This window comes from Kitasatospora sp. NPDC004240, assembly GCF_053603215.1.
In genome coordinates this window covers 1-26,709 of record NZ_JBSGFD010000087.1, presented here as the reverse complement: position 1 = coordinate 26,709, position 26,709 = coordinate 1, and the positions used below count along the sequence as shown (strand labels likewise).

Sequence of the window (26,709 nt, the reverse complement as noted above, 5' to 3'; positions counted from 1 at the left end):
GCGCCACCCCCGCTTCTCCCGCGGCGCCTGCAGCACCCTCAGCACCTGCGGCGCCCGCGGCGCCCATGGCGCCCACGTCACCCCCGGCATCCGCGGCGGCCGGTCCCGTGGCCATGTCCGCCACCTCGCCGTGGTGCTCCGCCGCGCTCGCCAGCGCGGCCGCCTCGCCGGGGAAGTCGGCGGGCGGCCGCAGCCGCTGGCCGGGCTGGCCGCCCATCTCGTACTTGAGCAGCTTGCGGGCCTTCTCCGCGTCGGTCTCGCCCTCCCCGTACGCGGGGCAGAGCGGGGCGATCGGGCAGGCTCCGCAGGCGGGACGGCGGGCGTGGCAGATCCGGCGGCCGTGGAAGACCACCCGGTGCGAGAGCATCGTCCACTCGGACTTCGGGAAGATCTCCGCGACGACCGCCTCGACCTTCTCCGGATCCTCCTCCGCGGTCCAGCCGAACCGCCGGGAGAGCCGCCCGAAATGGGTGTCGACGGTGATCCCGGGGACACCGAAGACGTTCCCCAGAACGACGTTGGCCGTCTTGCGGCCGACGCCCGGGAGGGTCACCAGGTCCTTGAGCCGGCCCGGGACCTCGCCGCCGAAGTCGTCCCGCAGCGCGATCGACAGCCCGATCAGCGCCTTCGCCTTGTTCCGGAAGAAGCCGGTCGGCCGGATGATCTCCTCCAGCTCCTCCGGCACCGCCGCCGCCATGTCCTCCGGGGTGGGGTACTTCGCGAACAGCGCCGGGGTGGTCTGGTTCACCCGCAGGTCGGTCGTCTGCGCCGACAGGACGGTGGCCACCAGCAGCTGGAAGGGGTTCTCGAAGTCCAACTCGGGGTGCGCGTACGGGTAGAGCTCCGCGAGCTCCCGGTTGATCCTCCGCGCCCGCCGCACCATCGCCAGCCGCGACTCCGGTTTCCTCGGCTTCGTGACCGCCCTCGCCGCCGGCTCGGCCCCCGCCTTGGCGGTGGTCCTCCGGACCTTGCTCTCTGCCATGGACGAAGGCTACGCCGAACGGCGCACGGTCCGGGGGCGATCGACTCCCCCGGACCCGACACCGGGCTCACCCCGGCTCAGCACCGGCCCGGCACCCGGCCCGACACCGGGCTCAGCGCTGGTACAGCGCGTCCAGGTCGCCGAAGCCGATCGCACCCTCCAGCCGGCCGTACGTGCCCGTGCCGAACAGCTCCTCGGCGGCCCGGCGGGTGACGGTGTACGCGAGCTGGGTGAGCGCGGTGCCGACGCTGACCCGCCGGACACCGGCCGCGGCGAACTCGGCGACGGTCGGGCCGCCGGGGACCGCCATGGCGTTGACCGGCAGCGGCGAGCGCGCGCACAGCTCGCCCAGGACGTCGAGGTCGAGCAGGCCCGGGACGAAGAGGCCGTCCGCGCCCGCCGCCGCGTACGCCTCGGCGCGCTCCAGCGCGTCCGCCAGGCGGCCGGCGGGCTCGCCGATCGCGAACAGGTAGACGTCGGTCCGGGCGTTGACCAGCAGCTCCGGCAGCCCGGACCGCTCGGCCTGCGCCCGCGCCGCGCGCAACCGTTCGACCTGCTCGGCCACCGAGAACAGCGGGCCGCCGGGCGCGTGCGAGTCCTCCAGGTTGACGCCGACCGCGCCGACGCCGATCAGCTCGCGCACGGTGGTCGCGACATCGGCCGGCAGCGGGCCGTAGCCGCCCTCGGCGTCCACCGTCACCGGCACGTCGACGGAGTCGACCACCCGGCGGGCCGCCTCCACGGCCTCCGCCCGGCCGAGCCGCTGGCCGTCCCCGCGGCCCAGCGACCAGGAGACCCCGCCGCTGGTGGTGGCGATCGCCGGGGCCCCGGCCGAAGCGATCACCACCGCGCTGCCGGCGTCCCAGGCGTTGGGCAGCACCAGGGGCGGGGTGTCGAGCAGCCCGCGCAGCGCGACCGCCTTGGCGCGCTGCTCCCCGCCGACCTCCCGGAGGGCACCGGCGCCGAAACCGGAACCGGCTCCTGAACCGGCTCCGGCCTCGCCGGTGAGGGTGGCTGTGGTGGTGTCAACGGACATCGGAATACCGCCTCTTCGTGCTTCGCGCCTCGGGCCGCCGGGCGGTGGATCCCGCCCGGCGGCCCATGGTGCCCAGCCCCGCACCGGGCCCCAATTGATTAAGCTCGGACCGAATCCTCGGCACTACCGACCACCGCGGTACCGACCGCCTCACTACCGACCACCGCAGTACCGAAGCGCAGTACCGACCACCGCCCGACCGGGCTCGAACCACACCGCGGAGGCGGGGCCATGCGGGCCGAACTGGCGTTCTCGACGGACGATCTGGCCCGCGCGCGGTTCGCCGTCTCCCCCATGTGGGAGATCGTGACCGGCGTCCGCGCCCTGGTCACCGACCCGGTGCCCGCGCTGCACCGGCGCTGGGCCGACCAGGTCCGGCCCCGGCTGGCGGCCGCGGGGCTCGACCGGGGCGCGCTGTTCGCGATGATCCCGCCGCAGGGCCACCTGCCCGACTTCCTCACCCCGGCGCCGGCCGGGGCCGGCCCCCGGCTCGCCGAGGAACTGGCCGCGATCCGGGCCACCGACCCCGGGCAGGTCCGCCACGACCTCGGCCTGCTCGACCCGCTCCCGACCCGGCTGCGCCCCTTCCTCACCGACCCCCGGCCGGCCCTGGAGCGCCTGGCCGAGGAGATCGAGCGCTACTGGGAGCTGGCCCTCGCGCCGTACTGGAGCCGGATCCACGCCGTGCTGGAGGCCGACCTGCGGCACCGCGCGCTGCGTCTGGCCGAGCACGGCGCCGCACTGCTGCTGGACGAGCTGCACCCCACCGTCCGGTGGCAGGACGGCACGCTGCGGCTGGCCGAACGGCACTGCACGATCACCCGGGAGACCTCCGGCCGGGGGCTGGTGCTGGTCCCCTCGGTGTTCGCCTGGCCGCGCGTGCTCACCCGCACCCTGGCGCCCGAGCCACCCACCCTGGCCTACCCGGCCCGCGGCGCGGCGACCCTGTGGGAGGAACGGGCCGACCGCGCGCCGGGCGAGGCGGTCTGCGCGGTGCTCGGCCGGTCCCGCGCGCAGTTGCTCGGCGAGCTCGACACCCCGGCCTCCACCACCGAACTGGCCCGGCGCTGCGGCCTCTCCCCCGCCGGCACCTCCCAGCACCTGACCGCGCTGCGCGACGCCGGCCTGGTCAGCGCCCACCGGGCCGGCCGCTCGGTGCTGTACGCGAGGACCGCCGCCGCGGACACCCTGCTCGCCGCCGCGGGCTGAACCCCGGGCACCGGACGGGACCGACCCGACCCGACCCGACCCGACCCGCCCCGGCAGCGGGCCCTCGGGACGCCCGGCCCGGCGGGGAGCCCTCGGGGCGCGCGGCCACCGGCACGAGCCCCGTCACACGCCGTTCACGCCCCACCCGGGATGTCCCGGGATGTAACCGGGCGGTACGAATGGCCCCGCACAGTGCTCCCTTGCGCACCCCCTCCTCATATGATCGGAGCGACATGCGCCATGCTTGGTGATGCAGAGCACTGTACGAACTTGTGCCGGAGGGCTTGACGGCCGACCGGCCGAGAAGGAGGAAGCACGTGGACGACGTTCTGCGGCGCGCCGCACTCTTCGCGGCACTCGACGACGAACAGGCCGGCGAGCTGCGCGCTTCCATGACCGAGGTGACCCTCGCCCGCGGTGAGTCGCTGTTCCACGAGGGCGACCCGGGCGACCGGCTCTACGTCGTCGCCGAGGGCAAGGTCAAGCTGCACCGCGCCTCGCCGGACGGCCGCGAGAACATGCTCGCCGTCCTCGGCCCCAGCGAGATGATCGGCGAGCTGTCGCTGTTCGACCCGGGCCCGCGCACCGCGACCGCCAGCGCGCTCACCGAGGTCAAGCTGCTCGGCCTCGGCCACGGTGACCTCCAGCCCTGGCTGCACGCGCGTCCCGAGGTCTCCATCGCGCTGCTGCGCGCCATCGCCCGCCGACTGCGCCGGACCAACGACGTCATGTCCGACCTGGTCTTCTCCGACGTGCCCGGCCGCGTCGCCAAGGCGCTGCTGGACCTCTCCCGCCGCTTCGGCGTCCAGTCCGAGGAGGGCATCCACGTCGCCCACGACCTCACCCAGGAGGAGCTGGCTCAGCTGGTCGGCGCCTCCCGCGAGACGGTCAACAAGGCGCTCGCCGACTTCGCCGGCCGCGGCTGGCTCAAGCTGGAGGCCCGCGCGGTGGTCCTGATGGACGTCGAGCGGCTGTCGCGCCGCTCGCGCTGACACCGGCCGCCGGAGGCCGGCACCCGCCACCGGAAGGGGCCCGTACGGATCTCCGTACGGGCCCCTTCCGCGTCCCCGGAGCGCCCGTACCACCCGCCCGCGCCCCCGAGGCCCCCACGGTCGTGGGGCGCGGCGGACGCGGCGCTCAGATCAGCCCGTGCTCCTCCAGGTACTGCAGCTGCGCGCGGACGGAGAGCTCGGCGGCCGGCCAGAGCGCGCGATCCACGTCGGCGTAGACCCGGGCCACCACCTCCGCGGCCGTCCGGCAGCCGGCCTCCACGGCGGTCTCCACCTGGGCCAGGCGGCCGGCCCGGTGGGCGAGGTAGTAGTCGACGGCGCCCAGCGCGTCCGCGAGCACCGGGCCGTGGCCGGGGAGCACGGTGCCCACACCGTGCTCGGAGGCCATGGTGTGCAGGTGGCGCAGCGAGTCCAGGTAGTCGCCGAGCCGGCCGTCGGGGTGGGCGACCATCGTGGTGCCGCGGCCGAGCACGGTGTCCCCGGTGAGGATCGCGCCGTCGGCGGGCAGGTGGAAGGTCAGCGAGTCCGAGGTGTGGCCGGGGGTGCCGATCACCCGCAGGTCCAGTCCGCCGACGTCCAGGCGCTGGCCGTGGGTCAGCCCCTCGGAGCCGAGGCGGTGGGCCGGGTCCAGGGCGCGGACCTCGGTGCGGGTCAGTTCGGCGAAGCGGGCCGCGCCCTCGGAGTGGTCGGCGTGGCCGTGGGTGAGCAGGGTCAGCGCGATCCGCTTGCCCTGCCGCTCGGCGAGGTCGATCACCCGGCGCAGGTGGCCCTCGTGGAGCGGGCCGGGGTCGACGACCACGGCGAGGTCCGAGCCGGGCTCGGAGAGCAGCCAGGTGTTGGTGCCGTCCAACGTCATCGGCGACGGGTTCGGTGCCAGCACGCACACGGCCCGGGGGGTGGCCCCGCCGTCGACGACGGCGGCGGGGTCACCCGGGAGAAGACCGCTCACCGGCCACCCTCACTGGTCCTGGTCAGGACGCGCGACGGCAACGTCCTGGCGAGTTCACGCCGGCCCGGTCCGAACGCTTCGGCGGCGCCGCTGTCGACGGCGAGGGTGCGGGGCGTCAGGCTGCGGGCGGGCATCTCGAATGCCGTCCGGCGAGCCACGTCGTTGTGGTTCATCGGAGGTCGTCCTCTCTGCGGTCGCGATCCGGGAGGGATCGGTGGTGTCCGGAACTCATCGTCGGCGATCGGTGGCGATCGGTGGTGATCGACGACGATCCGGGAGGATGGGAATCCGGACCGGGCGCGGGCCCGGTCAGGCCGGTGGGGGGAACTCCCCGTCGATGGTCAGCTCCTGGTACCCGGGCCACCGGACGGTCATCCGGTCGCCCCGGACCTCGGCCCGGCCGAGGATCGGGGTCAGCGTGCGGTCCGCGGCCGCCTCCAGGGCCTGCGCGGCGGTGCGCAGCGGCAGCAGTTCGCGCAGCACGGTGACGGTCGGCGGCATCATCCCGTAGAGGCCCCGCTCGTGTCCCCGGACGGCCTCGGCCGGGGAGAGCCAGGCGACCCGGTCGGCCTCGCCGACCTCCAGGGCCGCCTGCTGGCCGGGTGGCAGCACCGCCACGAAGAACCAGGCGTCGAACCGCCGCTCCTCGAAGGCCGGGGTGACCCAGCGGGCCCAGCCGGCCAGCAGGTCGCTGCGCAGCACCAGCCCGTGCTCGCGCAGGAAGTCGGCGAAGGAGAGCTCGTGCGCCTCCAGCGCGGCCCGCTCGGCACTCCAGTCACGGGGTTCGACCAGGCTGGTCGCGTCCGGGCCGGCCAGCAGCACACCGGCCTCCTCGAAGGTCTCGCGGACGGCCGCGCAGACCACCGCCTGGGCGGTCGCCGCGTCCACGCCGAGCCGCCGCGCCCACTCGCGCGGGTCCGGCCCGGCCCAGCCGAGCTCGGCCTCGGCGTCGCGCGGGTCCACCCCGCCGCCGGGGTAGGCGTACATGCCGGCGGCGAAGGACATCGAGGTGCGCCGCCGCAGCAGGTACGCCTCGGGGCCGCCGTCGGCGTCCCGCAGCAGCACCACGGTGGCGGCGGGTCTGGGCGTCGGCGGGGTCAGCTCGCCGGCCTCGACCGCCCGGATCCGGGCAGGCCAGCCGGGCGGCATCGGGAGCGTCGTTGCTCGATGGTCCATGCCCCGGATGCTAAGCGGACGGAGGTGGGGTTGGAAGGGCCAACCCCACCCGATGATCGGTCCACCGGCCGGACCCGGACGAAAAACGGCCCGGGAACAGCCGGGAACGGCCCGGGAACCCCGGGCCGTGAGGGCTTCGGGCCCCGGCGCCCGAAGGCCCCGGACCCCGCCCCTGCGGGATCAGACCCCGGCCCGGACCCGGACCTGGAGCTCGATCTCGACCGGGGCGTCCAGCGGCAGGGCGGTGACGCCGACCGCGCTGCGGGCGTGCACGCCCGCCTCGCCCAGCACCTTGCCGAGCAGCTCGCTGCAGCCGTTGATCACACCGGGCTGGCCGGTGAAGTCGGGGGCGGAGGCGACGAAGCCGACCACCTTGACGACCCGCTCGACCAGGTCCAGGTCACCGACCACGGACTTGATCGCGGCGAGGGCGTTGAGCGCGCAGATCTGCGCGAGCTCCTTGGCCTCCTCCGCGGTGACCTCGGCACCGACCTTGCCGGTGTTCGGCAGCTTGCCGGCCACCATCGGCAGCTGGCCGGAGGTGAACACGAACTCGCCCGAGCGCAGGGCCGGCACGTACGCGGCGACCGGCGCGGCCACCGGCGGCAGCGTCAGGCCGAGCTCGGCGAGCTTCTCCTCGACCTTGCTCATGCCTGCTTCTCCCGCTTGAAGTAGGCCACCAGGTTCTCCGGGTTCGGACCCGGCACGACCTGGACGAGCTCCCAGCCCTCGTCGCCGAAGTTGTCCAGGATCTGCTTGGTGGCGTGCACCAGCAGGGGCGCCGTCTTGTATTCCCACTTGGTCATGGGGCTGACTCTAGACGAGCCGGTCGGCGTGGTGCGGCGGCCCGCGCCCCGGCGTGTGAGGTGGCCCACAATCCGGGCATGATTCGGGCCGGGCCCCCCTGATGCTCCGGGCATCGGGCGCGCTCCCTGGTTACCCTCGCGGGAGGGCACCTGAGGGCACCTGCCCGGTGCCGGCCCCGGAACGGCCTCGGTCCGCAAGCGGTCCGCGGCCCTCGGAGACGGACGGAGACGGAGCGTGGCACGCACCCCCGGCCAGGCGGCCCGGCGCGACCCCGACTGGGAGGGCGTCCGGCTGCACGTGGTCAGCGGCAAGGGAGGCACCGGGAAGACCACCGTGGCCGCCGCGCTGGCCCTGGCCCTCGCGGCCGAGGGCGGGCGGACCCTGCTGATCGAGGTCGAGGGGCGTCAGGGGGTCGCCGAGCTCTTCGGGATCGCCGCGCTGCCGTACGAGGAGCGCCGGATCGCCTCCGTCTCGCCGGCCCAGCTGGGCCTGCCAGGGCAGGGGTCCGGCGAGGTCTTCGCGCTGGCCATCGACACCGAGCAGGCGCTGCTCGAGTACCTCGACATGTTCTACAAGCTCGGCCGGGCCGGGAAGGCGCTGCAGAAGGTCGGCTTCGTCGACTTCGCCACCACCATCGCCCCGGGCGTGCGGGACGTGCTGCTCACCGGCAAGGCCTGCGAGGCCTCCCGGCGCAAGGGCCCGGACGGGCGGCGCGCCTACGACGCGATCGTGATGGACGCGCCGCCGACCGGACGGCTGACCAGGTTCCTGAACGTCAACTCCGAGGTGGCCGGGCTCGCCCGGTTCGGGCCGATCCACACGCAGGCGCAGGCCGTGATGCGGGTGCTCCGGTCGCCGGAGACCGCGGTGCACCTGGTCACGCTGCTGGAGGAGATGCCGGTGCAGGAGACGGTGGACGGCTTCGCGGAGCTGCGCGAGGCCGCCCTGCCGGTGGGCGGGGTGCTGGTGAACATGGTCCGGCCGCCGGTGCTGGACGCGGCGGCGGTCGCGGCGGTGGACGGGGACCACCGCGAGGAGGTCGCGCTGGCGCTCGGCGAGGCGGGACTCGGCGGCCGCTCGCGTCGCCCGGAGACCGTCCGGGGCGCGGTGGAGCCGCTGCTGGACCCGCTGCTGGAGCAGGCCCGGGAGCACGCCGAGCGGGTCGAGCTGGAACGGGCGCAGCGGGTGGACCTGCAGCAGCTGCGGCTGCCGACGTACGAGCTCCCGCTGCTGGGCGAGGGTGTGGACCTGGCCGGGCTGTACCGGCTGGCGGGCGAACTGAAGCGTCAGGGGGCGGCGTGAGCAACGGCGGGGCGAGCGGCGGCGGCGTGGGCGGCGGTGCCGGCCGGCTGGACGTGGACCGGCTGATCGACGACCCGGGCACCCGGATCATCGTCTGCTGCGGGTCCGGCGGGGTCGGCAAGACCACCACGGCCGCGGCCATCGGGCTGCGGGCGGCCGAACGCGGCCGCACGGTCGTGGTGCTGACCATCGACCCGGCCCGCCGGCTCGCCCAGTCGATGGGCCTGACCGAGCTGGACAACACCCCACGGATCGTCAAGGGCGTGACCGGGGACGGCGAACTCCAGGCCATGATGCTCGACATGAAGCGGACCTTCGACGAGGTCGTGCTGGCCCACGCCGAGCCCGAGCGGGCGCGGGCGATCATGGAGAACCCGTTCTACCAGTCCCTGTCGGCCGGCTTCGCGGGCACGCAGGAGTACATGGCGATGGAGAAGCTCGGCCAGCTCCGCTCGGCCGAGGAGTGGGACCTGATCGTCGTCGACACCCCGCCCTCCCGCTCCGCGCTGGACTTCCTGGACGCGCCCAACCGGCTCGGGTCCTTCCTGGACGGCAAGCTGATCCGGGTGCTGACCGCGCCGGCCAAGGTGGGCGGGCGCAGCGCGATGCGGTTCCTCAACGCCGGGATGGGCCTGCTCACCGGCACCCTGGGCAAGATCTTCGGCGCCCAGCTGCTCACCGACGTGCAGACCTTCGTCAGCGCGATGGACTCGATGTTCGGCGGCTTCCGCGAGCGCGCCGACCGCACGTACCAGCTGCTGAAGGCGCCGGGGACGGCGTTCCTGGTGGTGGCGGCGCCCGAACGGGACGCGCTGCGCGAGGCGGCGTACTTCGTCGACCGGCTGGCGGCGGACCGGATGCCCCTGGCGGGCCTGGTGCTCAACCGGGTCCACGGCACGGGGGCGCCGCAGCTCACGGCGGAACGGGCACTGGCGGCCGCGGAGGCCCTGGAGGAGAACGGTTCGGAGAACTCCTCCCCCGAGGCCGAACTGCTCGCCGCCGGTCTGCTGCGCCTGCACGCCGAACGGATGCAGATCATGACGCGGGAGCGCCGCACCCGTGACCGCTTCGTCTCGGTCTACCCCGACGTGCCGATCGTCGAGGTCGCCGCGCTGCCCGGGGACGTCCACGACCTGGACGGCCTGCGTGCCATCGGCGACCGCCTGAGCGGCACCGTGTAGGTGTGTACGGCCGGCGCCGCGCAGGGCCGGCGCCGTGTGGGCGGGCGGCCGGAACCGCGCGACCGGAGGGGGCGGGCGGCCGGGCCCGGGGGCGTCAGCCCGCCTGGGCGTAGTCCGTCAGTATCACGCCGGTCGCGAGGGACTCCTCGTACTCCGTGCGGGCGGTCTCCAGCAGCCGCCGCCACGAGATCACGGTCGGCCGCCGGCGCAGCAGCGCCCGCCGCTCGCGCTCGGTCATCCCGCCCCAGACCCCGAACTCCACCCGGTTGTCGAGCGCGTCCGCGAGGCACTCGGTGCGGACGGGGCACCCGCTGCACACCGCCTTGGCGCGGTTCTGCGCCGCCCCCTGGACGAACAGTTCGTCCGGATCACTAGTGCGGCAGGCGGCCTGCGCACTCCAGTCGTCTACCCAGCCCATGCCGGCGCCGTCCTCTCCCGAATCGAGGCTCCCCCACGGCGGCAACGGCATATTCACCGTTGCCAGTTGAGGACGTTACGGAAGAACGACAGCTTGCAACAGCCCCTTCGGGCTCAATCTCGAATGACCCGATCGGACTATGGGTATCGGTCAGCTCACTCGTTGGAGTGATCGCAGGTCGCAAGCCTTGCCAAGTGAACGCATACCACTCTCGCCACGCGCGCCACTACACAGCGCAACGAAATCATGGTGCACAGCAGGTGACAGGCGCCTCGATATCCGCGGATAACCGGGCAATTCGGGCAATCCTCATCACTCACAAGAGTGAGCGATGCTGACGCACCGAAGCTGTCGCAAGCTTGTGACAAGCGTAGGCGAACACCTGCCCCGATGTGCGGTATTCGGCGACGTAGGGTTCTCCCCATGGCACCGAAGCGCCCCCAGGCACCCCGACGCCCTGACCACCCCGGTACCTCCGGCACCGCGAGCCGCCGCCGCAGCGAGTCACCCGCGGCCCTCGCCGGACACGCGGTGAAGTTCGTGGGTGTCAGCGTGCTGTCCGGAGTACTGCTGGCCGGCATGGCCCTGCCCGCCGTGGGCGCGCTCGGACTCACCGCCAAGAACACGGCGGAGAGCTTCGAGAACGTCCCCGACGACTTCAAGACCCCGCCGCTCTCCCAGGCGACGCAGATCTACGACGCCAAGGGCGGCCTGATCGCCAAGGTGTACGAGCGCGACCGCACGGTGCTGACCGCCGAGCAGATGTCGCCGTTCATGCGCCAGGCCCAGGTCGACATCGAGGACGCCCGCTTCTACGAGCACGGCGCCGTCGACCTCAAGGGCGTGCTCCGCGCCATCGGCAAGAACGCCGAGAGCGGCACCACCTCCCAGGGCGCCTCCACCCTGACCCAGCAGTACGTGAAGAACGTCAACGTGGAGAAGGCCGGCGAGAACACCGAGGCCGTCCTGGAGGCCCAGCGCAAGACCCTGGGCCGCAAGATCCAGGAGCTGAAGGTCGCCATCAAGCTGGAGGAGGATCTGACCAAGGACCAGATCCTCACCAACTACCTCAACATCACCTTCTACGGTCACCAGGCCTACGGGGTGGAGTCCGCCGCGCAGCGGTACTTCAGCAAGACCAACAAGGAACTGACCGTCGCCGAGGCCGCCACGCTGGCCGGGCTGGTGCAGAACCCCTCCCAGTACGACCCGGTGCGCTACCCCGAGAACACCCTCAAGCGCCGCAACGTGGTGCTCGACAAGATGTTCGAGAACAAGCACATCACCGAGGCCCAGCTCAAGGAGGCCAAGGAGCAGCCGCTGGGCCTGAAGTACAAGGACCCGCAGAACGGCTGCATCACCGCCAAGGACGGCATGGGCTTCTTCTGCGACTACGTGCGCCACGTGGTCAAGCAGGACCCGATCTTCGGCAAGACCGCCGCCGACCGCAAGAAGCTCTGGGACCAGGGCGGTCTGAACATCTACACCACGCTCGACCCGGACAAGCAGGCCGCCGCCCAGAACGCGGTGACCAGCAAGGTGAAGGTGACCGACACCGTCTCGGCGGCCGCCACCATGATGGAGCCGGGCACCGGCAAGATCCTCGCGATGGCCCAGACCCGCCCGTACGGCCTGGACGCCAACAAGAACCAGACGATCATCAACCTGAACGTGGACGCCGCGATGGGCGGCGGCAACGGCTTCCAGACCGGTTCGACGTTCAAGCCCCTCCTGGCCGCCGCCGCCGTCGAGTCCGGCATGTCGACCACCCAGGCGTTCCCCTCCGAGAACAAGATCGAGTACCCCTCGATGTCCACCTGCGGGGGCACCTGGAAGAACACCGACCGGCCCAAGGCCACGGTGAAGAACGAGAAGGAGGACGAGGTCGGGCCGTACGAGCTGAAGCAGGCCATGGCCCTCTCGGTCAACACCTACTTCGTCCAGATGGAGCAGCAGGTCGGCCTCTGCCCCATCAAGCAGATGGCCAACAAGCTCGGCATCACCCAGCTCGCCAGCGGCAAGGCCTTCCAGGAGGTGCCGTCGATGGTCCTGGGCGCGCAGGAGCTGTCGCCGCTGACCATGGCCAACGCGTACGCCACCTTCGCCGCGCGCGGCAAGTACTGCACCCCGGTCGCCGTGAGCAAGATCACCACGGTGGACAACAAGGAGGTCAAGGTCCCGGCCAGCCAGTGCAGCCAGGCCATGTCCGAGAGCACCGCGGACGCCATCAACACCGTCCTGCTCGGCGTGACCGAGAAGGGCACCGCCGCCTCCCTCGGCCTGGACGACGGCCGGCAGATCGCCGGCAAGACCGGTACCACGGACGAGAAGAAGGCCGCCTGGTTCAACGGCTACACCCCGCAGCTCGCCACCGCCGTCTGGCTCGGCGGCCCGGCCGGCGGTGTGAAGATGAAGAACATCAGCATCGGCGGCAAGTACTTCGCGGACGTCTTCGGCGCCTCCGGCCCCGGCCCGATCTGGCAGATGGCGATGAACCAGGCGCTCAAGGGCTCGGAGAAGCAGACCTTCCAGACGGTCAACATCCCGGACCCGGCGCCCAAGCCCGACCCGAACGCCACCCCGCCCGCCAACCCCGCCCCGCCGCAGCCCGGTGGCAACCCGGGCGGGGGCAACCCCGGCGGTGGCAACCCCGGCGGCGTGATCGGCGGCAACTTCACCTTCCCGCCGGGGGTCATCGGGGGCAACAACGGCGCCGGCGGACGGCCCGGCGGACGCTGAACCGCCCCGGGGCCGGCGTGACACCGCCGGCCCCGGCACACCGACATGACGAAGGGCGCCTCCCGATCACCGGGAGGCGCCCTTCGGCGTTCCGTCGGCCGCCGGCGCGCCGCGGCGCCGAAGCCCGGCGGCCCTGCGCCCTGTGGCCCGGTAGCCCCATGGCCTCGCGACCTCGCGACCTCGCGACCTTGCGCCCTTGCGGCCCTGCGGCCCTGCGGCCCGGCCGGCTCGCGGCCCGGCGCCTACGGGAGCAGCGCCGCCTTCACCGCGGCCGCCACCCGGCCGCCCTCGGCCAGACCGTCGACCTTCGGCTTCACCAGCTTCATCACCGCGCCCATGGCCTGCGGGCCGCTCGCGCCGCTCTCCGCGACGGCCTCGGCCACGATCGCGGCCAGCTCGTCGTCCGACAGCTGCTTCGGCAGGTAGCCGGCCAGCACCTCGCCCTCGGCCAGCTCGCGGGCCGCCTGCTCGGTCCGTCCGGCCTGGCCGAAGGCCTCGGCGGCCTCCCGGCGCTTCTTCGCCTCGCGGGCGAGCACCTTCAGCACCTCGGTGTCCGAGAGCTCGCGCTTCGCCTTGCCCGCCACCTCCTCGCTGGTGACCGCGGCGAGGGTGAGCCGGATGGTGGACGAACGCAGCTCGTCCTTGGTCCTGATGGCAGCCGTGAGGTCCTCCTGCAGCTGCTCCTTGAGCGTCGTCATGGCCCAGAGTCTCCCACCTGCGGCGTTCGGATGCCCGGCAATAACGCCCCGCCCCGCACCGTAACCATTTATACTGGTTACCATGACGACGCCGAACGGCCTGGTCCTGCGCCCCTCCGAGGGCGCCGGCTTCCACTTCGACCCCGGCGCGCTCTGCCTGGAACTGCTCACCACCGGCGGTCCCGGCGAGTACGCGCGCTGGGAGGTGCTCCACCGGCCCGAGGACCTCGCCGCCTGGCTGCCGCACTCCCGGCTGAGGCTGCCCGCCGACGGCGTGCGGATCACCCCCGCGCAGCTGCGGGAGGTCCGCGCCCTGCGGGACGCCCTCTGGCGCCTGGCCGCCGCCAGGGCCCACGGCGCGCCGGGCGACCCCGAGGACCGCGGAACCCTCAACCGGGCCGCCGCCCGCCCGCCGCTGGCCCCGCAGATCGGCCCGGACGGCGCCCCGGCGCCACCGCTGCCCGCCGACGGCTCCCAGCTGGCCTCCGCCCTCGCCCGGGACGCGATCGAGCTGCTCACCGGCCCGCACGCCGACCGGATCCGCGAGTGCGGCGCCCACGACTGCTACCTGCTCTTCGTCGACACCTCGCGGCCCGGACGGCGGCGCTGGTGCTCGATGGAGCGCTGCGGCAACCGCGAGAAGGTCCGGGCCCTGCGCGCCCGGCGCGAACCCACCGAGGAGTGATCGCCATGACCGACGGGACCCGCCCGGTCGGACTCACCCGGGACGCCGGCTTCGAGATCGGCGTCTCCCGCACCCTGCCCCACCCGCCGGAGGCCGTCTGGGAGCTGCTGACCTCCGCCCGGGGCACCGCGCTCTGGCTCGGCCCCGGCGCCCGGCTGGCCACCGAGCCCGGCGGCCCGGTGACCGCCGACGACGGCTCCACCGGCGAGCTGCGCAGCCTGCACCCCGGCGCGCGGATCAGGCTCACCTGGCGGCCGCCCGGCCGCACCGGCCCGACCACCGTGCAGCTCACGGTCACCCCGAACGGCGGCCGCACCGTGCTCCGCTTCCACCAGGAACGCCTCGCCGACCCCGAGGAGCGGTCCCGGCAGCGCGAGCACTGGCGGGCGGTCATGGACGCGGTCGCGGCCGAGCTGGCCCCGGCCGGCCGAGCGCCGCAGGCGGCGCCGTCGGCCGTACGGGCGGCGGCGCCCGGGTGTGTTCCCGGAGGCCACCGGCCGTTCACCAGCTGATCCGCCGTCTGAGAGCATGGGGCGATGCGACCGCTGTACTCCGTTCCCCTCGGACTCGCCGCCACCGGCGCCGCCTGCCTCGCCTACTCCGCCGGCTACGAGGTCCGCTCCTTCCGGCTCCGCCGGATCGAGGTCCCCGTACTGCCCCGGGGCGCCCGGCCGATCCGGGTCCTGCAGGTCTCCGACATCCACATGGTGAGCGGGCAGGGCAAGAAGCAGCGCTGGCTGAAGAGCCTGGCCGGCCTGCGCCCCGACCTGGTCGTGAACACCGGCGACAACCTCTCCGACCCGCTCGGCGTCCCCGCCACCCTGGACGCGCTCGGGCCGCTGATGGAGTTCCCCGGCGTGTACGTCTTCGGCTCCAACGACTACTACGGCCCGGCCCGCAAGAACCCGGCCCGCTACCTCCAGGCCATGCGCAGCGGCATCCACGGCATGAACAACCCCGACGGCACCGGCCGGGCCGGCATCAGCGGAGCCGTCCACAACCCCTGGGAGAAGCTCCGCGACGGCTTCGACGCGGCCGGCTGGCTGGACCTCACCAACACCCGCGGCCGGCTGACCGTCGCCGGGCTGGACCTGGAGTTCGCCGGCCTGGACGACCCGCACATCCGCCGTGACCGCTACAGCGCCGTCGCCGGCGGCCCCTCCCCCGACGCCGACCTCTCGCTCGCCGTCGTGCACGCCCCCTACCTGCGCGTCCTGGACGCCTTCGCCGCCGACCGCTACCCGCTGATCCTGGCCGGGCACACCCACGGCGGCCAGCTCTGCATCCCGTTCTACGGCGCCCTGGTCACCAACTGCGACCTCGACGCCAAGCGGGTCAAGGGCCTCTCCACCCACCAGGCCGGCGGCCACCGCTCCTACCTGCACGTCTCCGCGGGCTGCGGCACCAACCGCTACACCCCGGTCCGTTTCGCCTGCCCGCCGGAGGCCACCCTCCTCACCCTCACCCCCTCCCGCTGACCCCCTCCGCGACCACACCGGTAACCGGATTTCGTCTCTCGGCCAGCGTCCGGTAGAGTTCTACTCGTTGCGACGGAGACGGAGCGACAAAGAGAAAGACCGGGGTGTGGCGCAGCTTGGTAGCGCGCTTCGTTCGGGACGAAGAGGCCGTGGGTTCAAATCCCGCCACCCCGACCCAGTGCAGAGGCCCTGCCGGAGAGATCCGGCAGGGCCTCTGTCGTGTTCGGGCGCCGTGGGGCGTCCGCGGTCTGACGGGGGCTCCGGGGCCGTGGCCCCGCCGCTCTGCCGGGCGGTCAGGGCTCCCGCGGCCGGCGTTCCCCTCCCGGGTCTGACGCCGGGTGATCCCGTGACCGGCCTCACAGTGCCTTCCCGTACGCCTCCGCCCACCGCGGCCGGGTGGCGCGGTGGGCGGCCGGGCGGGTTGTCCGTCCGTCAGGTCACCCGGGTCCGCGCACGAGGTGCGGGGACGGACCAGGGACGCACGGCCCGTTCCGTTCGGTCCCCCCGATCGGGTTGGATGGTCGGATGAGCGAGGAGAAGAGCGCCGTACCGGCGTGGGAGCAGCGGTTCAGGGCGGCACGGGTCTCACTGCCGGACTGGGCCGAGGACGCCCCCGACCGGGCGCTGTACGTGTCCAACGCGACCGGTACCTACGAGGTGTACGCCTGGGACCGCGGCACCGACACCCACCGGCAGGTCACCGACCGGCCGAACGGCACCACCGACGCCGAGCTGTCGCCCGACGGCGCCTGGGTGTGGTGGTTCGACGACCACGACGGCGACGAGTTCGGCGTCTGGCGCCGCCAGCCCTTCGAGGGCCGCCCGGAGGGCGCCGAGGGCCCCGACGAGGAGGCCGTCCCCGGCCTGGCCGCCTCCTACTCGGCCGGGCTCGCGCTCGGCCGGGACGGCACGGTCGTGGTCGGCCGCTCCACCGACGAGCACGGCACCACGCTGCACCTGCGCCGGGCGGGCGCCGCCGAGGCCGTCGAGATCTACCGGCACGAGGAGTACGGCGGCGTCGGCGACCTCAGCTACGACAGCGCCCTGCTCGCCGTCGACCACACCGAGCACGGCGACGCGATGCACTCCGCGATCCGGGTCGTCCGGCTCTCCGACGGCGCGACCGTCGCCGAGCTGGACGAGGTGACCGGCCGGGACGAGCCGCGCGGGGTGGCCTGCCTGGGCTTCGCCCCGGTCGACGGCGACACCCGGCTGCTCGTCGCCCACCAGCGCACCGGCCGCTGGGAGCCGATGATCTGGGACGTGGCCACCGGCGTCGAGACCCCGCTGCCGCTGCGCGACGAGCACGGGCGCGAGCTGCCCGGCGACGTCTCCGCCCAGTGGCGTCCGGGGGCCCGGTCGCTGCTGGTGGAGCACGAGTACGAGGCGCGCAGCGAGCTGTTCTCGTACGAGATCGAGGAGGCCCGGAGCAACGGCGGCCGCCTGACCCGCCTGGACACCCCGCGCGGCACGGTCGGCGGCGCCACCGCCCGTCCGGACGGCACGGTGGAGTTCCTGTGGTCCTCGGCCGCCGAGCCGTCCGCCGTGCGCTCCACGGCCGGCACGGTCGTGCTGCGGGCGCCCGGCGCGGTGCCGCCCGGTTCGGTGCCGGTCGAGGACGTGTGGGTGGACGGCCCCGGCGGCCGGGTGCACGCGCTGGTCCAGCGGCCGGCCGGCGCGGCCGACGGCCCGTACCCGACCGTCTTCGAGATCCACGGCGGCCCGACCCACCACGACAGCGACTCCTTCGCCGCCGGCCCGGCCGCCTGGCTGGACCACGGCTTCGCGGTGGTCCGGGTCAACTACCGCGGTTCGACGGGCTACGGCCAGGCCTGGACGGACGCGCTGCGCGAGCGGGTCGGCCTGATCGAGCTGGAGGACATCGCCGCGGTCCGCGCCTGGGCCGTGGAGAGCGGCCTGGCGGACCCGGAGCGGCTGGTGCTCACCGGCGGCTCCTGGGGCGGCTACCTGACCCTGCTCGGCCTCGGCGTCCAGCCCGAGAACTGGTCGCTCGGCGTCGCCGCCGTCCCGGTCGCCGACTACCTCACCGCGTACGCGGACGAGATGGAGGCGCTGAAGTCGCTCGACCGCACGCTCTTCGGCGGCACCCCGGAGGAGGTGCCCGAGCGCTGGACGGCCTCCTCCCCGCTGACGTACGTGGAGCGGGTGCGGGTGCCGGTCTACATCAGCGCCGGGGTGAACGACCCGCGCTGCCCGATCCGGCAGATCGAGAACTACGTCGAGCGGCTGGCCGGACTCGGCAAGCCCCACGAGGTCTACCGCTACGACGCCGGGCACGGCTCGCTGGTGGTCGAGGAGCGGATCAAGCAGCTGCGGCTGGAGATCGACTTCGTCCGGCGGCACCTGGGTGCGACGAGGGGGGACTCCGCTTGAGACGGGGGCACTCGGGCCGGATCGGCTCGGGACGGATGGAGTCGGGGCGGATCGACTCGGGACGCGTGGGCTCGGGACGCGGGGCCGCGCTCACCGGGGTCGGGCTGGCCGCGGCGCTGGCGCTGACGCTGACGGGCTGTTCGGGGCAGGACGAGGAGGAGACGGGCGGCACGGCCTGCCCGCCGCCCGCGGCGGTGACGGCCTCGCCCTCACCCGTGCCCACGGCCACGGCGTCCGCATCGGCCACGGCCACGGCGTCGCCCCGGCCTTCGGCGTCCGTGGTGCCGTCGCCGAGCGGCACGGTGGTGCGGGCCGCGTTCCTCACCACGGACGGGGACGCGGACGGGGACGGGCCGGTGCTGCTCGCCAAGGGCGGGTCCGGCTCGAAGTCCTCGGGCTCGGGATCGTCGAAGGGCTCCGGGTCCTCGAAGAGCTCGGGGTCGAAGGGGTCCAAGAGCGGGCGCACCGCGCGCCACCACGCGGACGTCTACGACTCGGACGACGACACCGGCAACGGCGGCGGCCAGGGCGGCCGTGACTGCGGCAACCCGCCGCCGGCGCCGACGGTCACCCCGTCGGCCGGTCCGTCGGCCTCCCCGACGCCCGCTCAGACGCCCGCTCAGACGCCCACGGCGAAGACCGCTCAGACACCCGCTCCGACGGGCGCGGGCGGGTCGGCGGGCCCCTCGACGGGCCGCTGAGCCGCGCCGGTCACTCCAGGACCGGGTCCAGTCCCAGGGCCCGGTCCTGCTCGGCCTCCGCCTCCCGGCGCACCAGGCGGAACCACATGAACACCACGAAGCCGCCGAAGACGAACCACTCCAGCGTGTAGCCGAGGTTCTGGAACGCCCGCAGCGTCAGCCCGTCCCCGCCCTGCGGCCGGACGGTCGGCACCGGGGACAGCCCGGCCGGCACGCTGTCGGCGGACACCCAGCCGTCGTACCAGCCGTCGAACGTCAGCTTGTTGAGCAGCGCGGCGTGGTTGATCGTGCCGAGCTGCCCGGCCGGGAGGCCGCCGGCCACCGCGCCGCCGCTGCCCGCGTTCTCGCCGGCCTGCAGGCGGCCGCTGACGGTCACCTCGCCGGCGGGCGCCACGGCGGCGGCCGGGGCACCCTCCGCCGGGCTGCCGGGGGCCCAGCCGCGGACCACGGCGACGGTGCGGCCGTCGGCGGTGCGCAGCGGGGTGAGGACGTAGTAGCCCTGCTTGCCGTCGACGATCCGGTTGGGCACCAGCAGCTGGCCCGCCGGGTCGAAGGTGCCGGTCACGGTGACCGCCCGGCCGACGGTGGCGGTGGTGACCTGCGGCTCGGCGGTGGTCAGCAGCTCGCCGAGCGGCCTGGCCGGCCCGGCGTCGACCACCGACCGGCTGAGGTCCTGGTGCGAGGAGACCTTGTCCTCGAACCGCCCGAGCTGCCAGGTGCCCAGCCAGAGGCACACCGCGACGGCCGCCACGGCCAGCGCGGTGCCGCTCGCCCAGCGCGGGGTCAGAAGGAACCGGTACACCCCCACACGGTAACCACTCCTCACACCCGCGCCGACCACTGGGCCCGCTCCGGTGCCGCCGCGGCGCCGCTCCGGAGGCCCGCCCCGGGGCCCGGAACGGCTGCCCGGGAGCCCGGGCCACGGCCCTCCCCCGGCGTCCGGGACGGCTGGGCCCGGTAGGGCTCGGCTCAGGACGGCTGGGCGGAGGCGCTGGGCGGCGGGGCGGTGGGGGCCGGCAGGGGCTGCGGGGTGGTGCGGTAGACGGTCCCGGAGCAGGCGCCGAGCAGGACGGCGGTCGCGGCGGTGGGCGTGCCGGGGGCGGGGGTGTGGGCGAGGGTGACGGTGGGCGGCGGGGTGCTGGGGGAGGTCGTGGTGGGGGCGGTGGGGCTGGGCGCCCCGGTCGGGTTGGCGCTCGGGGTGCCGGAGGCCGCGGCGAGCGCGGCGGCCGACGGCGAGGGGGCGATCGCGGGGGCGGCGCCCGCGGGGCCCGTGCCGCCCCCGGGGCCGCCCAAGGTGCCGCCGGCCGCCGATCCTGGGCCGGGGCCGCCCGAGGGGGACGGCGAGGCCCCGCCCGGCGCCGGGCAGGAGGTGTCGGGCACCCAGACGAAGTCCACCCGGTAGCCGGCCCTCGGCGCGAGCAGCAACTGCTCCGGGCCGCCGGGCGCGGGCAGTCCGGTGGTGGGGTCGCCGGCGGTGTGGTCGAGCACCCGGATCCGGCCGGGGTCGGTACCGCTGGCGGCGGTGATGGTGACGGTGCCCGGGCCGCCGAGCGTGCAGGCCCGGTCCGAGAGGTTGAGCAGGGTGAACTGGCCGCGGATGCGCCCGGTGGAGTCGGCGGCCCCGACCTGGGAGGCGCCCTGGCCGAGGTCGGCGCGGGTGCAGAGCGGCACGGTGGCCCCGCCGCCGCCGACGGCGCCGCCCCTGGGGACGGTCCCGCCGGCCGCGCCCGTGGTGCTGCTGCCCGCGGTGGGCGAGGCCGAGGCGGAGCCGGACGGGCTGCCGGCGCCCCCGCCGTGGTGGGAGTTCCAGGTCGGCCCGGTGCCGTCACCGGCCGTACCGGTGCCGTCCCCGGAGGGGGCCCCGCCGTGCTGGGCGGAGGGCGAGCCGTGGCCGCCGGAGAGGCCGACGTGCTGGCCGTCCGGGAGGGTGGGGACGAGCACGGCGGCGGCGACCGCGACCGCGGCGGCCGTGGTCCAGGCACCGCGCCGGGCGGCCCGTCTGCGGGGCACCGCGCGGCGGATCCGGGGCAGCGCGGCCGGGGAGGGGCGGACGTCGGCGACGGCCCGTGCCATCAGCTCGCGGACCAGCCGCTCCTCCACGCTCAGCGCCTGCGCCTGCGCGCCGGGCGTACGGCCACCGAACACGCCCCCGTGGCCGCCGTCCGCGTCACCTCCGCGGGCGCCGTCCGCGCCGCGTCCGGTCCGATCATCCGCCATGACCGGCCTCCATCTGGACCCGCAGTGCGGCGAGACCCCGTGAGCCGTACGCCTTCACCGAGCCGAGGGAGATGCCCAGGGTCTCGGCGACCTGCGCCTCCGTCATGTCCACGAAGTAACGCAGCACCAGAACCTCCCGCTGACGCCGTTGCAGACCCCGTAGCGCGGCCTTCAACTGGTCGCGCTCCAGCGCATCGTAGGCGCCTTCTTCTGCACTGGCCATGTCAGGCATCGGCTTGGGCAGCAGTCGCAGGCCCAGGATCCGGCGTCGCAGCGTGGAGCGGGACAGGTTGACCACGGTCTGCCGCAGGTAGGCCAGGGTCTTCTCCGGCTCACGGACCCGCCGGCGCGCGGCGTGCACCCGGATGAACGCCTCCTGCACCACGTCCTCGCAGGTGGAGAGGTCGTCGAGGAGCAGTGCGGCCAGCCGCAGCAGCGAGCGGTAGTGCGCCTGGTAGGTCTCGGTGAGCAGGTCCTCGGTCGTCCCGGCCCCGGTCCCCGCACCCGCCCCCGCGCCGCCGTCCACCCCGCCGCCCGGGCCCGCCGAGCCCGTCACGAACCCCGTCATCCGACCGTTGTCCGGCCTATCCACGGGCCGCTGGCCACCCGTGTCCACGGGTCGCCGGACGCGCGACGGGAACGTCACCGCGGCCGTCGCCGAGATGCCCGCCGCTGCCCCCACCATCACGTTCGCCACGCCCGTTGGACACTCGATCCCCTGTCATGGTTGCCCAGCCCGTCGGACATTCTCGCGCATGCGCGGAATACCCCTCCAGGGGACCGAGGGGTATTCGGGGAACCGGCGGACCGCGGGGGGCGGGTGCGGTCAGAAGCTCCGCTCGGCCGCCACGAGTTCGGCGATCTGCAGCGCGTTGAGCGAGGCGCCCTTGCGCAGGTTGTCACCGCAGAGGAAGAGGTCGAGCGCGTTCGGGTCGTCCGGCGCCCGGCGCACCCGGCCGACCCAGACCGGGTCGGTGCCGACCACGTCGTTGGGGGTGGGGAACTCGCCCGCCTCCGGATCGTCGTACAGCACCACGCCGGGGGCCTCGCGCAGGATCTCCTGCGCGTGCTCCCGGCTGACCTCGCGTTCGAGGACCAGGTGCACGGCCAGCGCGTGGGTGCGGATCACCGGGACGCGGACGCAGGTCGCCGAGACCCTGAGCCCGGGCAGGCCGAGGATCTTGCGCGACTCCTCACGGATCGCCATCTCCTCCGAGGACCAGCCGCCGTCCAGCAGCGAGCCCGCCCACGGCACCGCGTTGAGGGCCAGCGGGGCGGGGAACGGCCCGTGGTCGGCGATCACCGCCCGCAGGTCGCCGGTCTGCTCGCCGACCCCGGCCCCGGCGACCAGCGCGGTCTGCTCGCGCAGGGCCGCGGCGCCCGCCCGGCCGGCCCCGGAGGCCGCCTGGTAGGAGGCGACCACGAGTTCGGCCAGCCCGTACTCGGCGTGCAGCGCGCCGATCGCGGCGATCATGGTGAGGGTGGTGCAGTTCGGCGAGGCGACGATGCCGCGCGGACGGATCCGCAGCGCCGCCGCGTTCACCTCGGGGACGACCAGCGGCACGTCGTCGGCGAGCCGGAACGCGCCGGAGTTGTCGACCACCACGACGCCCTTGGCGGCGGCGATCGGCGCCCACCGCGCGGAGACCTCCTCGGGCACGTCGAACACGGCGACGTCGATCCCCTCGAAGACCTCCTCGCGCAGTTCGCGCACCACGACGCGCTCCCCGCGCACGGTCAGCTCACGGCCGGCCGAACGCGGGGAGGCGACGGGACGGACCTCGCCCCAGATGTCGTGGCGGAGGGAGAGCAGGCCGAGCAGCACCTCGCCGACCGCGCCGGTGGCGCCGACGACGGCGAGGTTCGGCCGCCGGGTCATCGCCCGGTGCCTCCGTAGACGACGGCCTCGTCCGTCGCGCTGTCCAGACCGAAGGCGGTGTGCACGGCGCGCACGGCCTCCGGGACGTCCTCGGCGCGGGTGACGACCGAGATGCGGATCTCCGAGGTGGAGATCAGCTCGATGTTGACGCCGGCCTCCGAGAGCGCCTCGAAGAAGGTCGCGGTGACCCCCGGGTTGGAGCGCATGCCGGCGCCGACCAGGGAGATCTTGCCGATCGCGTCGTCGTAGCGCAGCGACTCGTAGCCGATGCCCTCCTTGACCCGGCCGAGCGCGTCGATGGCCTTCTGGCCCTCGGTCTTGGGCAGGGTGAAGGAGATGTCGGTCAGCCCGGTCGACGCGGCGGAGACGTTCTGCACCACCATGTCGATGTTGACCTCGGCGTCGGCGATCGCACGGAAGATGCGCGCGGCCTCGCCCGGCTTGTCGGGCACGCCGACGACCGTGACCTTGGCCTCCGAGGTGTCGTGGGCGACTCCGGAGATGATGGCCTGCTCCATCTCGCCCCCTTCGGGCTTGTTCGGGTTGTCGTTGCTGACGATCGTCCCGGGAAGACCCGAGAAGGACGAGCGTACGTGAATCGGGATGTTGTAGCGCCGCGCGTACTCCACACAGCGGTCCAGGAGCACCTTGGAGCCGGACGAGGCCAGCTCCAGCATGTCCTCGTAGGCGATCCAGTCGATCTTGCGGGCCTTCTTCACCACGCGCGGGTCGGCGGTGAACACGCCGTCCACGTCGGTGTAGATCTCGCAGACCTCGGCCCGCAGGGCCGCCGCCAGGGCGACCGCCGTGGTGTCCGAGCCGCCGCGGCCGAGCGTGGTGATGTCCTTGCTCGACTGCGAGACGCCCTGGAAGCCGGCCACGATCGCGATGTTGCCCTCGTCGAGGGCGGTGCGGATGCGACCCGGCGTCACGTCGATGATGCGCGCCTTGTTGTGGACGGAGTCGGTGATCACACCGGCCTGGCTGCCCGTGAAGGACTGTGCCTCGTGGCCCAGGGATTTGATCGCCATGGCCAGCAGGGCCATGGAGATCCGCTCTCCAGCGGTCAGCAGCATGTCGAACTCACGGCCGGCAGGAATGGGTGACACCTGCTCCGCGAGTTCGATGAGCTCGTCCGTCGTGTCGCCCATCGCGGACACCACGACGACGACCTCATGGCCGGCCTTCTTGGCGTCAACGATTCGACGGGCCACGCGCTTGATGCCCTCGGCATCCGCAACGGATGAGCCGCCGTACTTCTGCACGACAAGGCCCACGTGCGCTCCTCGACTTGTGTCCATCCGGGGGCCCGCGGCCCCCGCACCCCCGGGTGGCGGGGGCTTTTGCGGTCCGCGTCAGTCTACCGAGCAGGGGTGGGCCGACAGCTGCCATCCATATGATGAGACGCCCGTTTCACCAGGTGGGAGGGGCCGCGGGGGCCCGTCACCGGCAGGTCTGCGGAACGCCCGGTACGGGCCCGGAGAATCGCCGGGCCCGCGGAGGGGAACCCCGCTTTTCTCCACCCCGCGGGATTCCCTGAGAATTCCGTCACAATGCGCGCGGCGGGGGGCGTGGCGGGCCTTTCCGGCCCCGCCGGCCGGGACCGACGCCGCTGGGATCCGGCGTTCTAGCGCCCCAGCCCGAGCTCGGCCGCCATCAGGTCACCGGCCTGCTGCTCCAGCTGCTCGTCCGTCAGCCCGTCGTCGTCGGTGTCCGCGCCGTCCGGCACCGCGCCGATCGGGCTGTCCAGGCGGACGTGCGCGATCAGCGACTGGAGCGCCCGCAGCACCGCCGTACAGGTCGTGCCCCAGTTGGAGAGGTAGGAGAACTGCCACCACCAGAGCGCCTCGCTGATCCGGCCCTCGCGGTAGTGGGTCAGCCCGTGCTGCAGCTCGCCGACCACCCCGGCCAGGTCGTCGGAGATCCGGAACGCGTTCGGCTTCTCCGGCGGGCCGTACGGGTCGAAGACCTCGTGGTAGACGTCGATCGGCGCCAGCAGCTTGGCGAGGCGCTCGCGCAGCTGCTCGCCGTCCGGCTCCGGGCCGGTGTCGGGCTCGAAGCGGTCGTCCGGGACGACGTCCTCGATCGCGCCGAGCCGGCCGCCCGCCAGCAGCAGCTGCGAGACCTCCAGGAGGAGGAGCGAGACCGCGCTGCCGGGCTCGTCGCCCTTGGCGACCTCGGTGACCGCGAGCACGAAGCTCTCCACCGAGTCGGCGATCTGCACCGCGAAGTCGTCCGGCTCCGAGCCGTGCGCATGCGTGTGGGACGGATGGGGCTGCTGGTTGATCGTCCGGTCAGACATCGAGCAGTCGTCTCCCTTCGAAGGCACGGCCGAGGGTGACCTCGTCCGCGTACTCCAGGTCCCCGCCGACGGGCAGTCCGCTCGCCAGCCGGGTCACCTTCAGGCCCATCGGCTTGCAGAGCCGGGCCAGATAGGTGGCGGTCGCCTCCCCCTCCAGGTTGGGGTCGGTGGCCAGGATCAGCTCGGTGACCGTGCCGTCCGCGAGCCGCGACAGCAGCTCCCGGATCCGCAGGTCGTCCGGGCCGACGCCCTCGATGGGGCTGATCGCGCCCCCCAGCACGTGGTACCGGCCGCGGAACTCACGGGTGCGCTCGATGGCGACGACGTCCTTGGGCTCCTCGACCACGCAGATCACCGCGAGGTCGCGGCGCGGGTCCAGACAGACCCGGCACTGCTCGGCCTCCGCGACGTTGCCGCACACCACGCAGAACCGGACCTTGTCCTTGACCTCCAGCAGCGCGTGCGCCAGCCGGCGGACGTCCGTCGGGTCGGCCTGCAGGACGTGGAAGGCGATCCGCTGCGCGCTCTTGGGCCCGACGCCGGGCAGCCTGCCCAGCTCGTCGATCAGGTCCTGAACCACGCCCTCGTACACGTCGCGCCTTCCCTCGTGCCTCGTACGGCCTCCGGTGCGGCCGTCGGTGTCGTCACCGGTGCGGCCGCCGGTGTTCCGGTGCCATCATCCAACGAATCGGGCGCCGGACACACCGTCCGACGCCCGACTCCCACATAAATCACATGGTCCCGTCGCCTTAACTTCAGACCTTCGGACCCTCGGGCGGTCCGGTCACCCGTCCGCCCTCCCGCGTGCGCCCCTCCCGTGTGCGCCCGCCGTCAGAACGGCAGACCGGGAATGCCGCCGCCGCCCAGGCCCTGGGTCAGCGGGCCCATCCGCTCGGCCTGCATCTTCTGCGCCGCCTGGTTGGCGTCCCGGACCGCGGCCAGGACGAGGTCCGCCAGGGTCTCGGTGTCCTCCGGGTCGACCGCCGCCGGGGCGATGGTCAGCGCCACCAGCTCACCGGCGCCGGTCACGGTCGCCTCGACCAGGCCACCGCCCGCCGAACCGCTCACCTTCGCCTCGGCCAGCTGCTGCTGGGCCTTGGCGAGCTCCTCCTGCATCTTCTGCGCCTGCTTGAGCAGCTGCTGCATGTTGGGCTGGCCACCACCGGGGAACACGGGTCACTCCTGCCTGTCGCGCCACGTCGTGCGTCTTGTCGTGCGTCTTAGCGTCGTCATCCTGAGCCTACGTGCTGCGAACGGGCGGCGCGCCCGGCCGGTTCCGGACCCCCGCCGCGACCGGCGCCGACCTGCACCGCGACCGGCACCACGACCCGGCCGCGAACGGCTACGGCCCGGTGTGGTGGATCTCCTCCAGGACCGTCGCGCCCAGCTCGCGGATGATCAGCTCCTGGCCGGAGAACGCCTCCTCCTTGAGGTCCGGATCGTCGTCCTCGGGGATGTCGTCCTCGGGCCGCACCGTCGGCACCGGCGGCGGTGCCACCGGCTGCGGCGGGCCGGCAGGAAGATCACGTCGCCGGTGGCCAGCCGG

26 protein-coding genes, 1 tRNA gene and 2 pseudogenes are annotated in these 26,709 nt (G+C 74.0%); 11 read left to right on the top strand and 18 right to left on the bottom strand.

The window, feature by feature from the left end:
* Positions 1–157: 157 nt before the first annotated feature.
* A pseudogene (gene nth, locus ACWEQL_RS23375) lies at positions 158–982 on the bottom strand (endonuclease III); the annotation flags it as partial.
* Between the two features lie 112 nt (positions 983–1,094).
* Positions 1,095–2,018 carry an isocitrate lyase/PEP mutase family protein gene (locus tag ACWEQL_RS23370; protein WP_452152237.1) on the bottom strand — a complete coding sequence of 308 codons (924 nt, stop codon included), beginning with the start codon at positions 2,016–2,018 and terminating at the stop codon, positions 1,095–1,097.
* A 231-nt stretch (positions 2,019–2,249) separates the two neighbouring features.
* Here ACWEQL_RS23370 and ACWEQL_RS23365 point away from each other — a divergent pair, with 231 nt between their 5' ends.
* Positions 2,250–3,227, top strand: coding sequence for a DUF5937 family protein (locus tag ACWEQL_RS23365; protein ID WP_452152236.1), 978 nt, complete (start codon positions 2,250–2,252; stop codon positions 3,225–3,227).
* 317 nt (positions 3,228–3,544) lie between these two features.
* Entirely contained in the window at positions 3,545–4,219 is a 675-nt protein-coding gene (locus ACWEQL_RS23360) for a Crp/Fnr family transcriptional regulator (protein ID WP_030240972.1), read from the top strand.
* Positions 4,220–4,364: 145 nt separating this feature from the next.
* Here ACWEQL_RS23360 and ACWEQL_RS23355 read toward each other — a convergent pair whose 3' ends face one another.
* The 5 genes from ACWEQL_RS23355 to ACWEQL_RS23335 form a co-directional block, all read right to left on the bottom strand.
* On the bottom strand, positions 4,365–5,186 hold the full coding sequence (locus ACWEQL_RS23355) for an MBL fold metallo-hydrolase (RefSeq protein ID WP_452152235.1): 822 nt from the start codon (positions 5,184–5,186) through the stop codon (positions 4,365–4,367).
* Positions 5,183–5,359 carry a hypothetical protein gene (locus tag ACWEQL_RS23350; protein WP_452152234.1) on the bottom strand — a complete coding sequence of 59 codons (177 nt, stop codon included), beginning with the start codon at positions 5,357–5,359 and terminating at the stop codon, positions 5,183–5,185. The genes ACWEQL_RS23355 and ACWEQL_RS23350 overlap by 4 nt, the downstream gene beginning before the upstream one ends.
* Before the next feature lie 136 nt (positions 5,360–5,495).
* Positions 5,496–6,362 (bottom strand): NUDIX hydrolase, encoded by an 867-nt coding sequence (locus ACWEQL_RS23345; RefSeq protein WP_452152233.1) that lies wholly within the window; start codon positions 6,360–6,362, stop codon positions 5,496–5,498.
* Positions 6,363–6,542: 180 nt separating this feature from the next.
* Positions 6,543–7,013 (bottom strand): RidA family protein, encoded by a 471-nt coding sequence (locus ACWEQL_RS23340; protein ID WP_452152232.1) that lies wholly within the window; start codon positions 7,011–7,013, stop codon positions 6,543–6,545.
* Positions 7,010–7,168: a DUF4177 domain-containing protein gene (locus ACWEQL_RS23335; RefSeq protein WP_452152231.1), complete on the bottom strand. Its 159-nt coding sequence runs from the start codon at positions 7,166–7,168 to the stop codon at positions 7,010–7,012. Before ACWEQL_RS23335 ends, ACWEQL_RS23340 begins: the two co-directional genes overlap by 4 nt.
* Before the next feature lie 235 nt (positions 7,169–7,403).
* Here ACWEQL_RS23335 and ACWEQL_RS23330 point away from each other — a divergent pair, with 235 nt between their 5' ends.
* Together ACWEQL_RS23330 and ACWEQL_RS23325 are read left to right on the top strand one after the other, a co-directional pair.
* Positions 7,404–8,471 (top strand): ArsA-related P-loop ATPase, encoded by a 1,068-nt coding sequence (locus ACWEQL_RS23330; protein ID WP_452152230.1) that lies wholly within the window; start codon positions 7,404–7,406, stop codon positions 8,469–8,471.
* Positions 8,468–9,652 carry an ArsA family ATPase gene (locus tag ACWEQL_RS23325; protein ID WP_452152229.1) on the top strand — a complete coding sequence of 395 codons (1,185 nt, stop codon included), beginning with the start codon at positions 8,468–8,470 and terminating at the stop codon, positions 9,650–9,652. Before ACWEQL_RS23330 ends, ACWEQL_RS23325 begins: the two co-directional genes overlap by 4 nt.
* A 94-nt stretch (positions 9,653–9,746) precedes the next feature.
* On the opposite strand, the gene ACWEQL_RS23320 is transcribed toward ACWEQL_RS23325, so the two are convergent.
* The gene (locus tag ACWEQL_RS23320) at positions 9,747–10,070 is read right to left on the bottom strand and encodes a WhiB family transcriptional regulator (RefSeq protein WP_030240986.1); all 324 of its coding nucleotides are present in this window, start codon (positions 10,068–10,070) and stop codon (positions 9,747–9,749) included.
* Positions 10,071–10,493: 423 nt separating this feature from the next.
* On the opposite strand from ACWEQL_RS23320, the gene ACWEQL_RS23315 reads away from it, so the two are divergent.
* Positions 10,494–12,809 carry a transglycosylase domain-containing protein gene (locus ACWEQL_RS23315; RefSeq protein WP_452152228.1) on the top strand — a complete coding sequence of 772 codons (2,316 nt, stop codon included), beginning with the start codon at positions 10,494–10,496 and terminating at the stop codon, positions 12,807–12,809.
* 242 nt (positions 12,810–13,051) lie between these two features.
* Here ACWEQL_RS23315 and ACWEQL_RS23310 read toward each other — a convergent pair whose 3' ends face one another.
* The gene (locus ACWEQL_RS23310; protein WP_452152227.1) at positions 13,052–13,507 is read right to left on the bottom strand and encodes a GatB/YqeY domain-containing protein; all 456 of its coding nucleotides are present in this window, start codon (positions 13,505–13,507) and stop codon (positions 13,052–13,054) included.
* Positions 13,508–13,589: 82 nt separating this feature from the next.
* Between ACWEQL_RS23310 and ACWEQL_RS23305 the strand changes: the two genes are divergently transcribed.
* From ACWEQL_RS23305 to ACWEQL_RS23280, 6 genes are all read left to right on the top strand, one after another.
* Positions 13,590–14,192 carry a CGNR zinc finger domain-containing protein gene (locus tag ACWEQL_RS23305; RefSeq protein WP_452152226.1) on the top strand — a complete coding sequence of 201 codons (603 nt, stop codon included), beginning with the start codon at positions 13,590–13,592 and terminating at the stop codon, positions 14,190–14,192.
* Positions 14,193–14,197: 5 nt separating this feature from the next.
* Complete coding sequence (locus ACWEQL_RS23300) at positions 14,198–14,704, top strand: SRPBCC family protein (protein ID WP_452152225.1); 507 nt, start codon at positions 14,198–14,200, stop codon at positions 14,702–14,704.
* Positions 14,705–14,728: 24 nt separating this feature from the next.
* On the top strand, positions 14,729–15,670 hold the full coding sequence (locus ACWEQL_RS23295) for a metallophosphoesterase (RefSeq protein WP_452152224.1): 942 nt from the start codon (positions 14,729–14,731) through the stop codon (positions 15,668–15,670).
* A gap of 100 nt (positions 15,671–15,770) precedes the next feature.
* Positions 15,771–15,844: transfer RNA gene (locus ACWEQL_RS23290), tRNA-Pro, on the top strand.
* A 351-nt stretch (positions 15,845–16,195) separates the two neighbouring features.
* Positions 16,196–18,064 (top strand): prolyl oligopeptidase family serine peptidase, encoded by a 1,869-nt coding sequence (locus ACWEQL_RS23285; RefSeq protein ID WP_452152223.1) that lies wholly within the window; start codon positions 16,196–16,198, stop codon positions 18,062–18,064.
* A gap of 65 nt (positions 18,065–18,129) precedes the next feature.
* Positions 18,130–18,765 (top strand): hypothetical protein, encoded by a 636-nt coding sequence (locus ACWEQL_RS23280; RefSeq protein WP_452152222.1) that lies wholly within the window; start codon positions 18,130–18,132, stop codon positions 18,763–18,765.
* A 10-nt stretch (positions 18,766–18,775) separates the two neighbouring features.
* Here the strand turns inward: ACWEQL_RS23280 and ACWEQL_RS23275 are convergent, their stop codons facing one another.
* From ACWEQL_RS23275 to ACWEQL_RS23235, 9 genes and pseudogenes are all read right to left on the bottom strand, one after another.
* Positions 18,776–19,567: an SURF1 family protein gene (locus ACWEQL_RS23275; RefSeq protein ID WP_452152221.1), complete on the bottom strand. Its 792-nt coding sequence runs from the start codon at positions 19,565–19,567 to the stop codon at positions 18,776–18,778.
* A 167-nt stretch (positions 19,568–19,734) separates the two neighbouring features.
* Positions 19,735–20,982 (bottom strand): hypothetical protein, encoded by a 1,248-nt coding sequence (locus ACWEQL_RS23270; protein WP_452152220.1) that lies wholly within the window; start codon positions 20,980–20,982, stop codon positions 19,735–19,737.
* The gene (locus ACWEQL_RS23265; protein WP_452152219.1) at positions 20,972–21,550 is read right to left on the bottom strand and encodes a SigE family RNA polymerase sigma factor; all 579 of its coding nucleotides are present in this window, start codon (positions 21,548–21,550) and stop codon (positions 20,972–20,974) included. The genes ACWEQL_RS23270 and ACWEQL_RS23265 overlap by 11 nt, the downstream gene beginning before the upstream one ends.
* A gap of 258 nt (positions 21,551–21,808) precedes the next feature.
* Positions 21,809–22,861, bottom strand: coding sequence for an aspartate-semialdehyde dehydrogenase (locus ACWEQL_RS23260; protein WP_452152218.1), 1,053 nt, complete (start codon positions 22,859–22,861; stop codon positions 21,809–21,811).
* On the bottom strand, positions 22,858–24,138 hold the full coding sequence (locus ACWEQL_RS23255; RefSeq protein ID WP_452152217.1) for an aspartate kinase: 1,281 nt from the start codon (positions 24,136–24,138) through the stop codon (positions 22,858–22,860). The genes ACWEQL_RS23260 and ACWEQL_RS23255 overlap by 4 nt, the downstream gene beginning before the upstream one ends.
* 350 nt (positions 24,139–24,488) lie before the next feature.
* The gene (locus ACWEQL_RS23250; protein ID WP_452152216.1) at positions 24,489–25,163 is read right to left on the bottom strand and encodes a DUF5063 domain-containing protein; all 675 of its coding nucleotides are present in this window, start codon (positions 25,161–25,163) and stop codon (positions 24,489–24,491) included.
* Positions 25,156–25,755, bottom strand: a complete 600-nt coding sequence (gene recR, locus ACWEQL_RS23245; protein ID WP_350575393.1) for a recombination mediator RecR — start codon at positions 25,753–25,755, stop codon at positions 25,156–25,158. Before recR ends, ACWEQL_RS23250 begins: the two co-directional genes overlap by 8 nt.
* A 239-nt stretch (positions 25,756–25,994) precedes the next feature.
* Positions 25,995–26,336, bottom strand: coding sequence for a YbaB/EbfC family nucleoid-associated protein (locus ACWEQL_RS23240; RefSeq protein WP_452152215.1), 342 nt, complete (start codon positions 26,334–26,336; stop codon positions 25,995–25,997).
* A gap of 169 nt (positions 26,337–26,505) precedes the next feature.
* Positions 26,506–26,709, bottom strand: a pseudogene (locus ACWEQL_RS23235) (DNA polymerase III subunit gamma/tau); the annotation flags it as partial.

Coding starts and splice junctions, on each gene's coding strand:
- ACWEQL_RS23265 (WP_452152219.1), bottom strand. CDS start 21,550: ATGACGGGGTTCGTGACGGGCTCGGCGGGCCCGGGCGGCGGGGTGGAC.
- ACWEQL_RS23370 (WP_452152237.1), bottom strand. CDS start 2,018: ATGTCCGTTGACACCACCACAGCCACCCTCACCGGCGAGGCCGGAGCC.
- ACWEQL_RS23300 (WP_452152225.1), top strand. CDS start 14,198: ATGACCGACGGGACCCGCCCGGTCGGACTCACCCGGGACGCCGGCTTC.
- ACWEQL_RS23250 (WP_452152216.1), bottom strand. CDS start 25,163: ATGTCTGACCGGACGATCAACCAGCAGCCCCATCCGTCCCACACGCAT.
- ACWEQL_RS23305 (WP_452152226.1), top strand. CDS start 13,590: ATGACGACGCCGAACGGCCTGGTCCTGCGCCCCTCCGAGGGCGCCGGC.
- ACWEQL_RS23260 (WP_452152218.1), bottom strand. CDS start 22,861: ATGACCCGGCGGCCGAACCTCGCCGTCGTCGGCGCCACCGGCGCGGTC.
- ACWEQL_RS23315 (WP_452152228.1), top strand. CDS start 10,494: ATGGCACCGAAGCGCCCCCAGGCACCCCGACGCCCTGACCACCCCGGT.
- ACWEQL_RS23345 (WP_452152233.1), bottom strand. CDS start 6,362: ATGGACCATCGAGCAACGACGCTCCCGATGCCGCCCGGCTGGCCTGCC.
- ACWEQL_RS23320 (WP_030240986.1), bottom strand. CDS start 10,070: ATGGGCTGGGTAGACGACTGGAGTGCGCAGGCCGCCTGCCGCACTAGT.
- ACWEQL_RS23295 (WP_452152224.1), top strand. CDS start 14,729: ATGCGACCGCTGTACTCCGTTCCCCTCGGACTCGCCGCCACCGGCGCC.
- ACWEQL_RS23270 (WP_452152220.1), bottom strand. CDS start 20,982: ATGGCGGATGATCGGACCGGACGCGGCGCGGACGGCGCCCGCGGAGGT.
- ACWEQL_RS23365 (WP_452152236.1), top strand. CDS start 2,250: ATGCGGGCCGAACTGGCGTTCTCGACGGACGATCTGGCCCGCGCGCGG.
- ACWEQL_RS23335 (WP_452152231.1), bottom strand. CDS start 7,168: ATGACCAAGTGGGAATACAAGACGGCGCCCCTGCTGGTGCACGCCACC.
- ACWEQL_RS23350 (WP_452152234.1), bottom strand. CDS start 5,359: ATGAACCACAACGACGTGGCTCGCCGGACGGCATTCGAGATGCCCGCC.
- ACWEQL_RS23310 (WP_452152227.1), bottom strand. CDS start 13,507: ATGACGACGCTCAAGGAGCAGCTGCAGGAGGACCTCACGGCTGCCATC.
- ACWEQL_RS23285 (WP_452152223.1), top strand. CDS start 16,196: ATGAGCGAGGAGAAGAGCGCCGTACCGGCGTGGGAGCAGCGGTTCAGG.
- ACWEQL_RS23340 (WP_452152232.1), bottom strand. CDS start 7,013: ATGAGCAAGGTCGAGGAGAAGCTCGCCGAGCTCGGCCTGACGCTGCCG.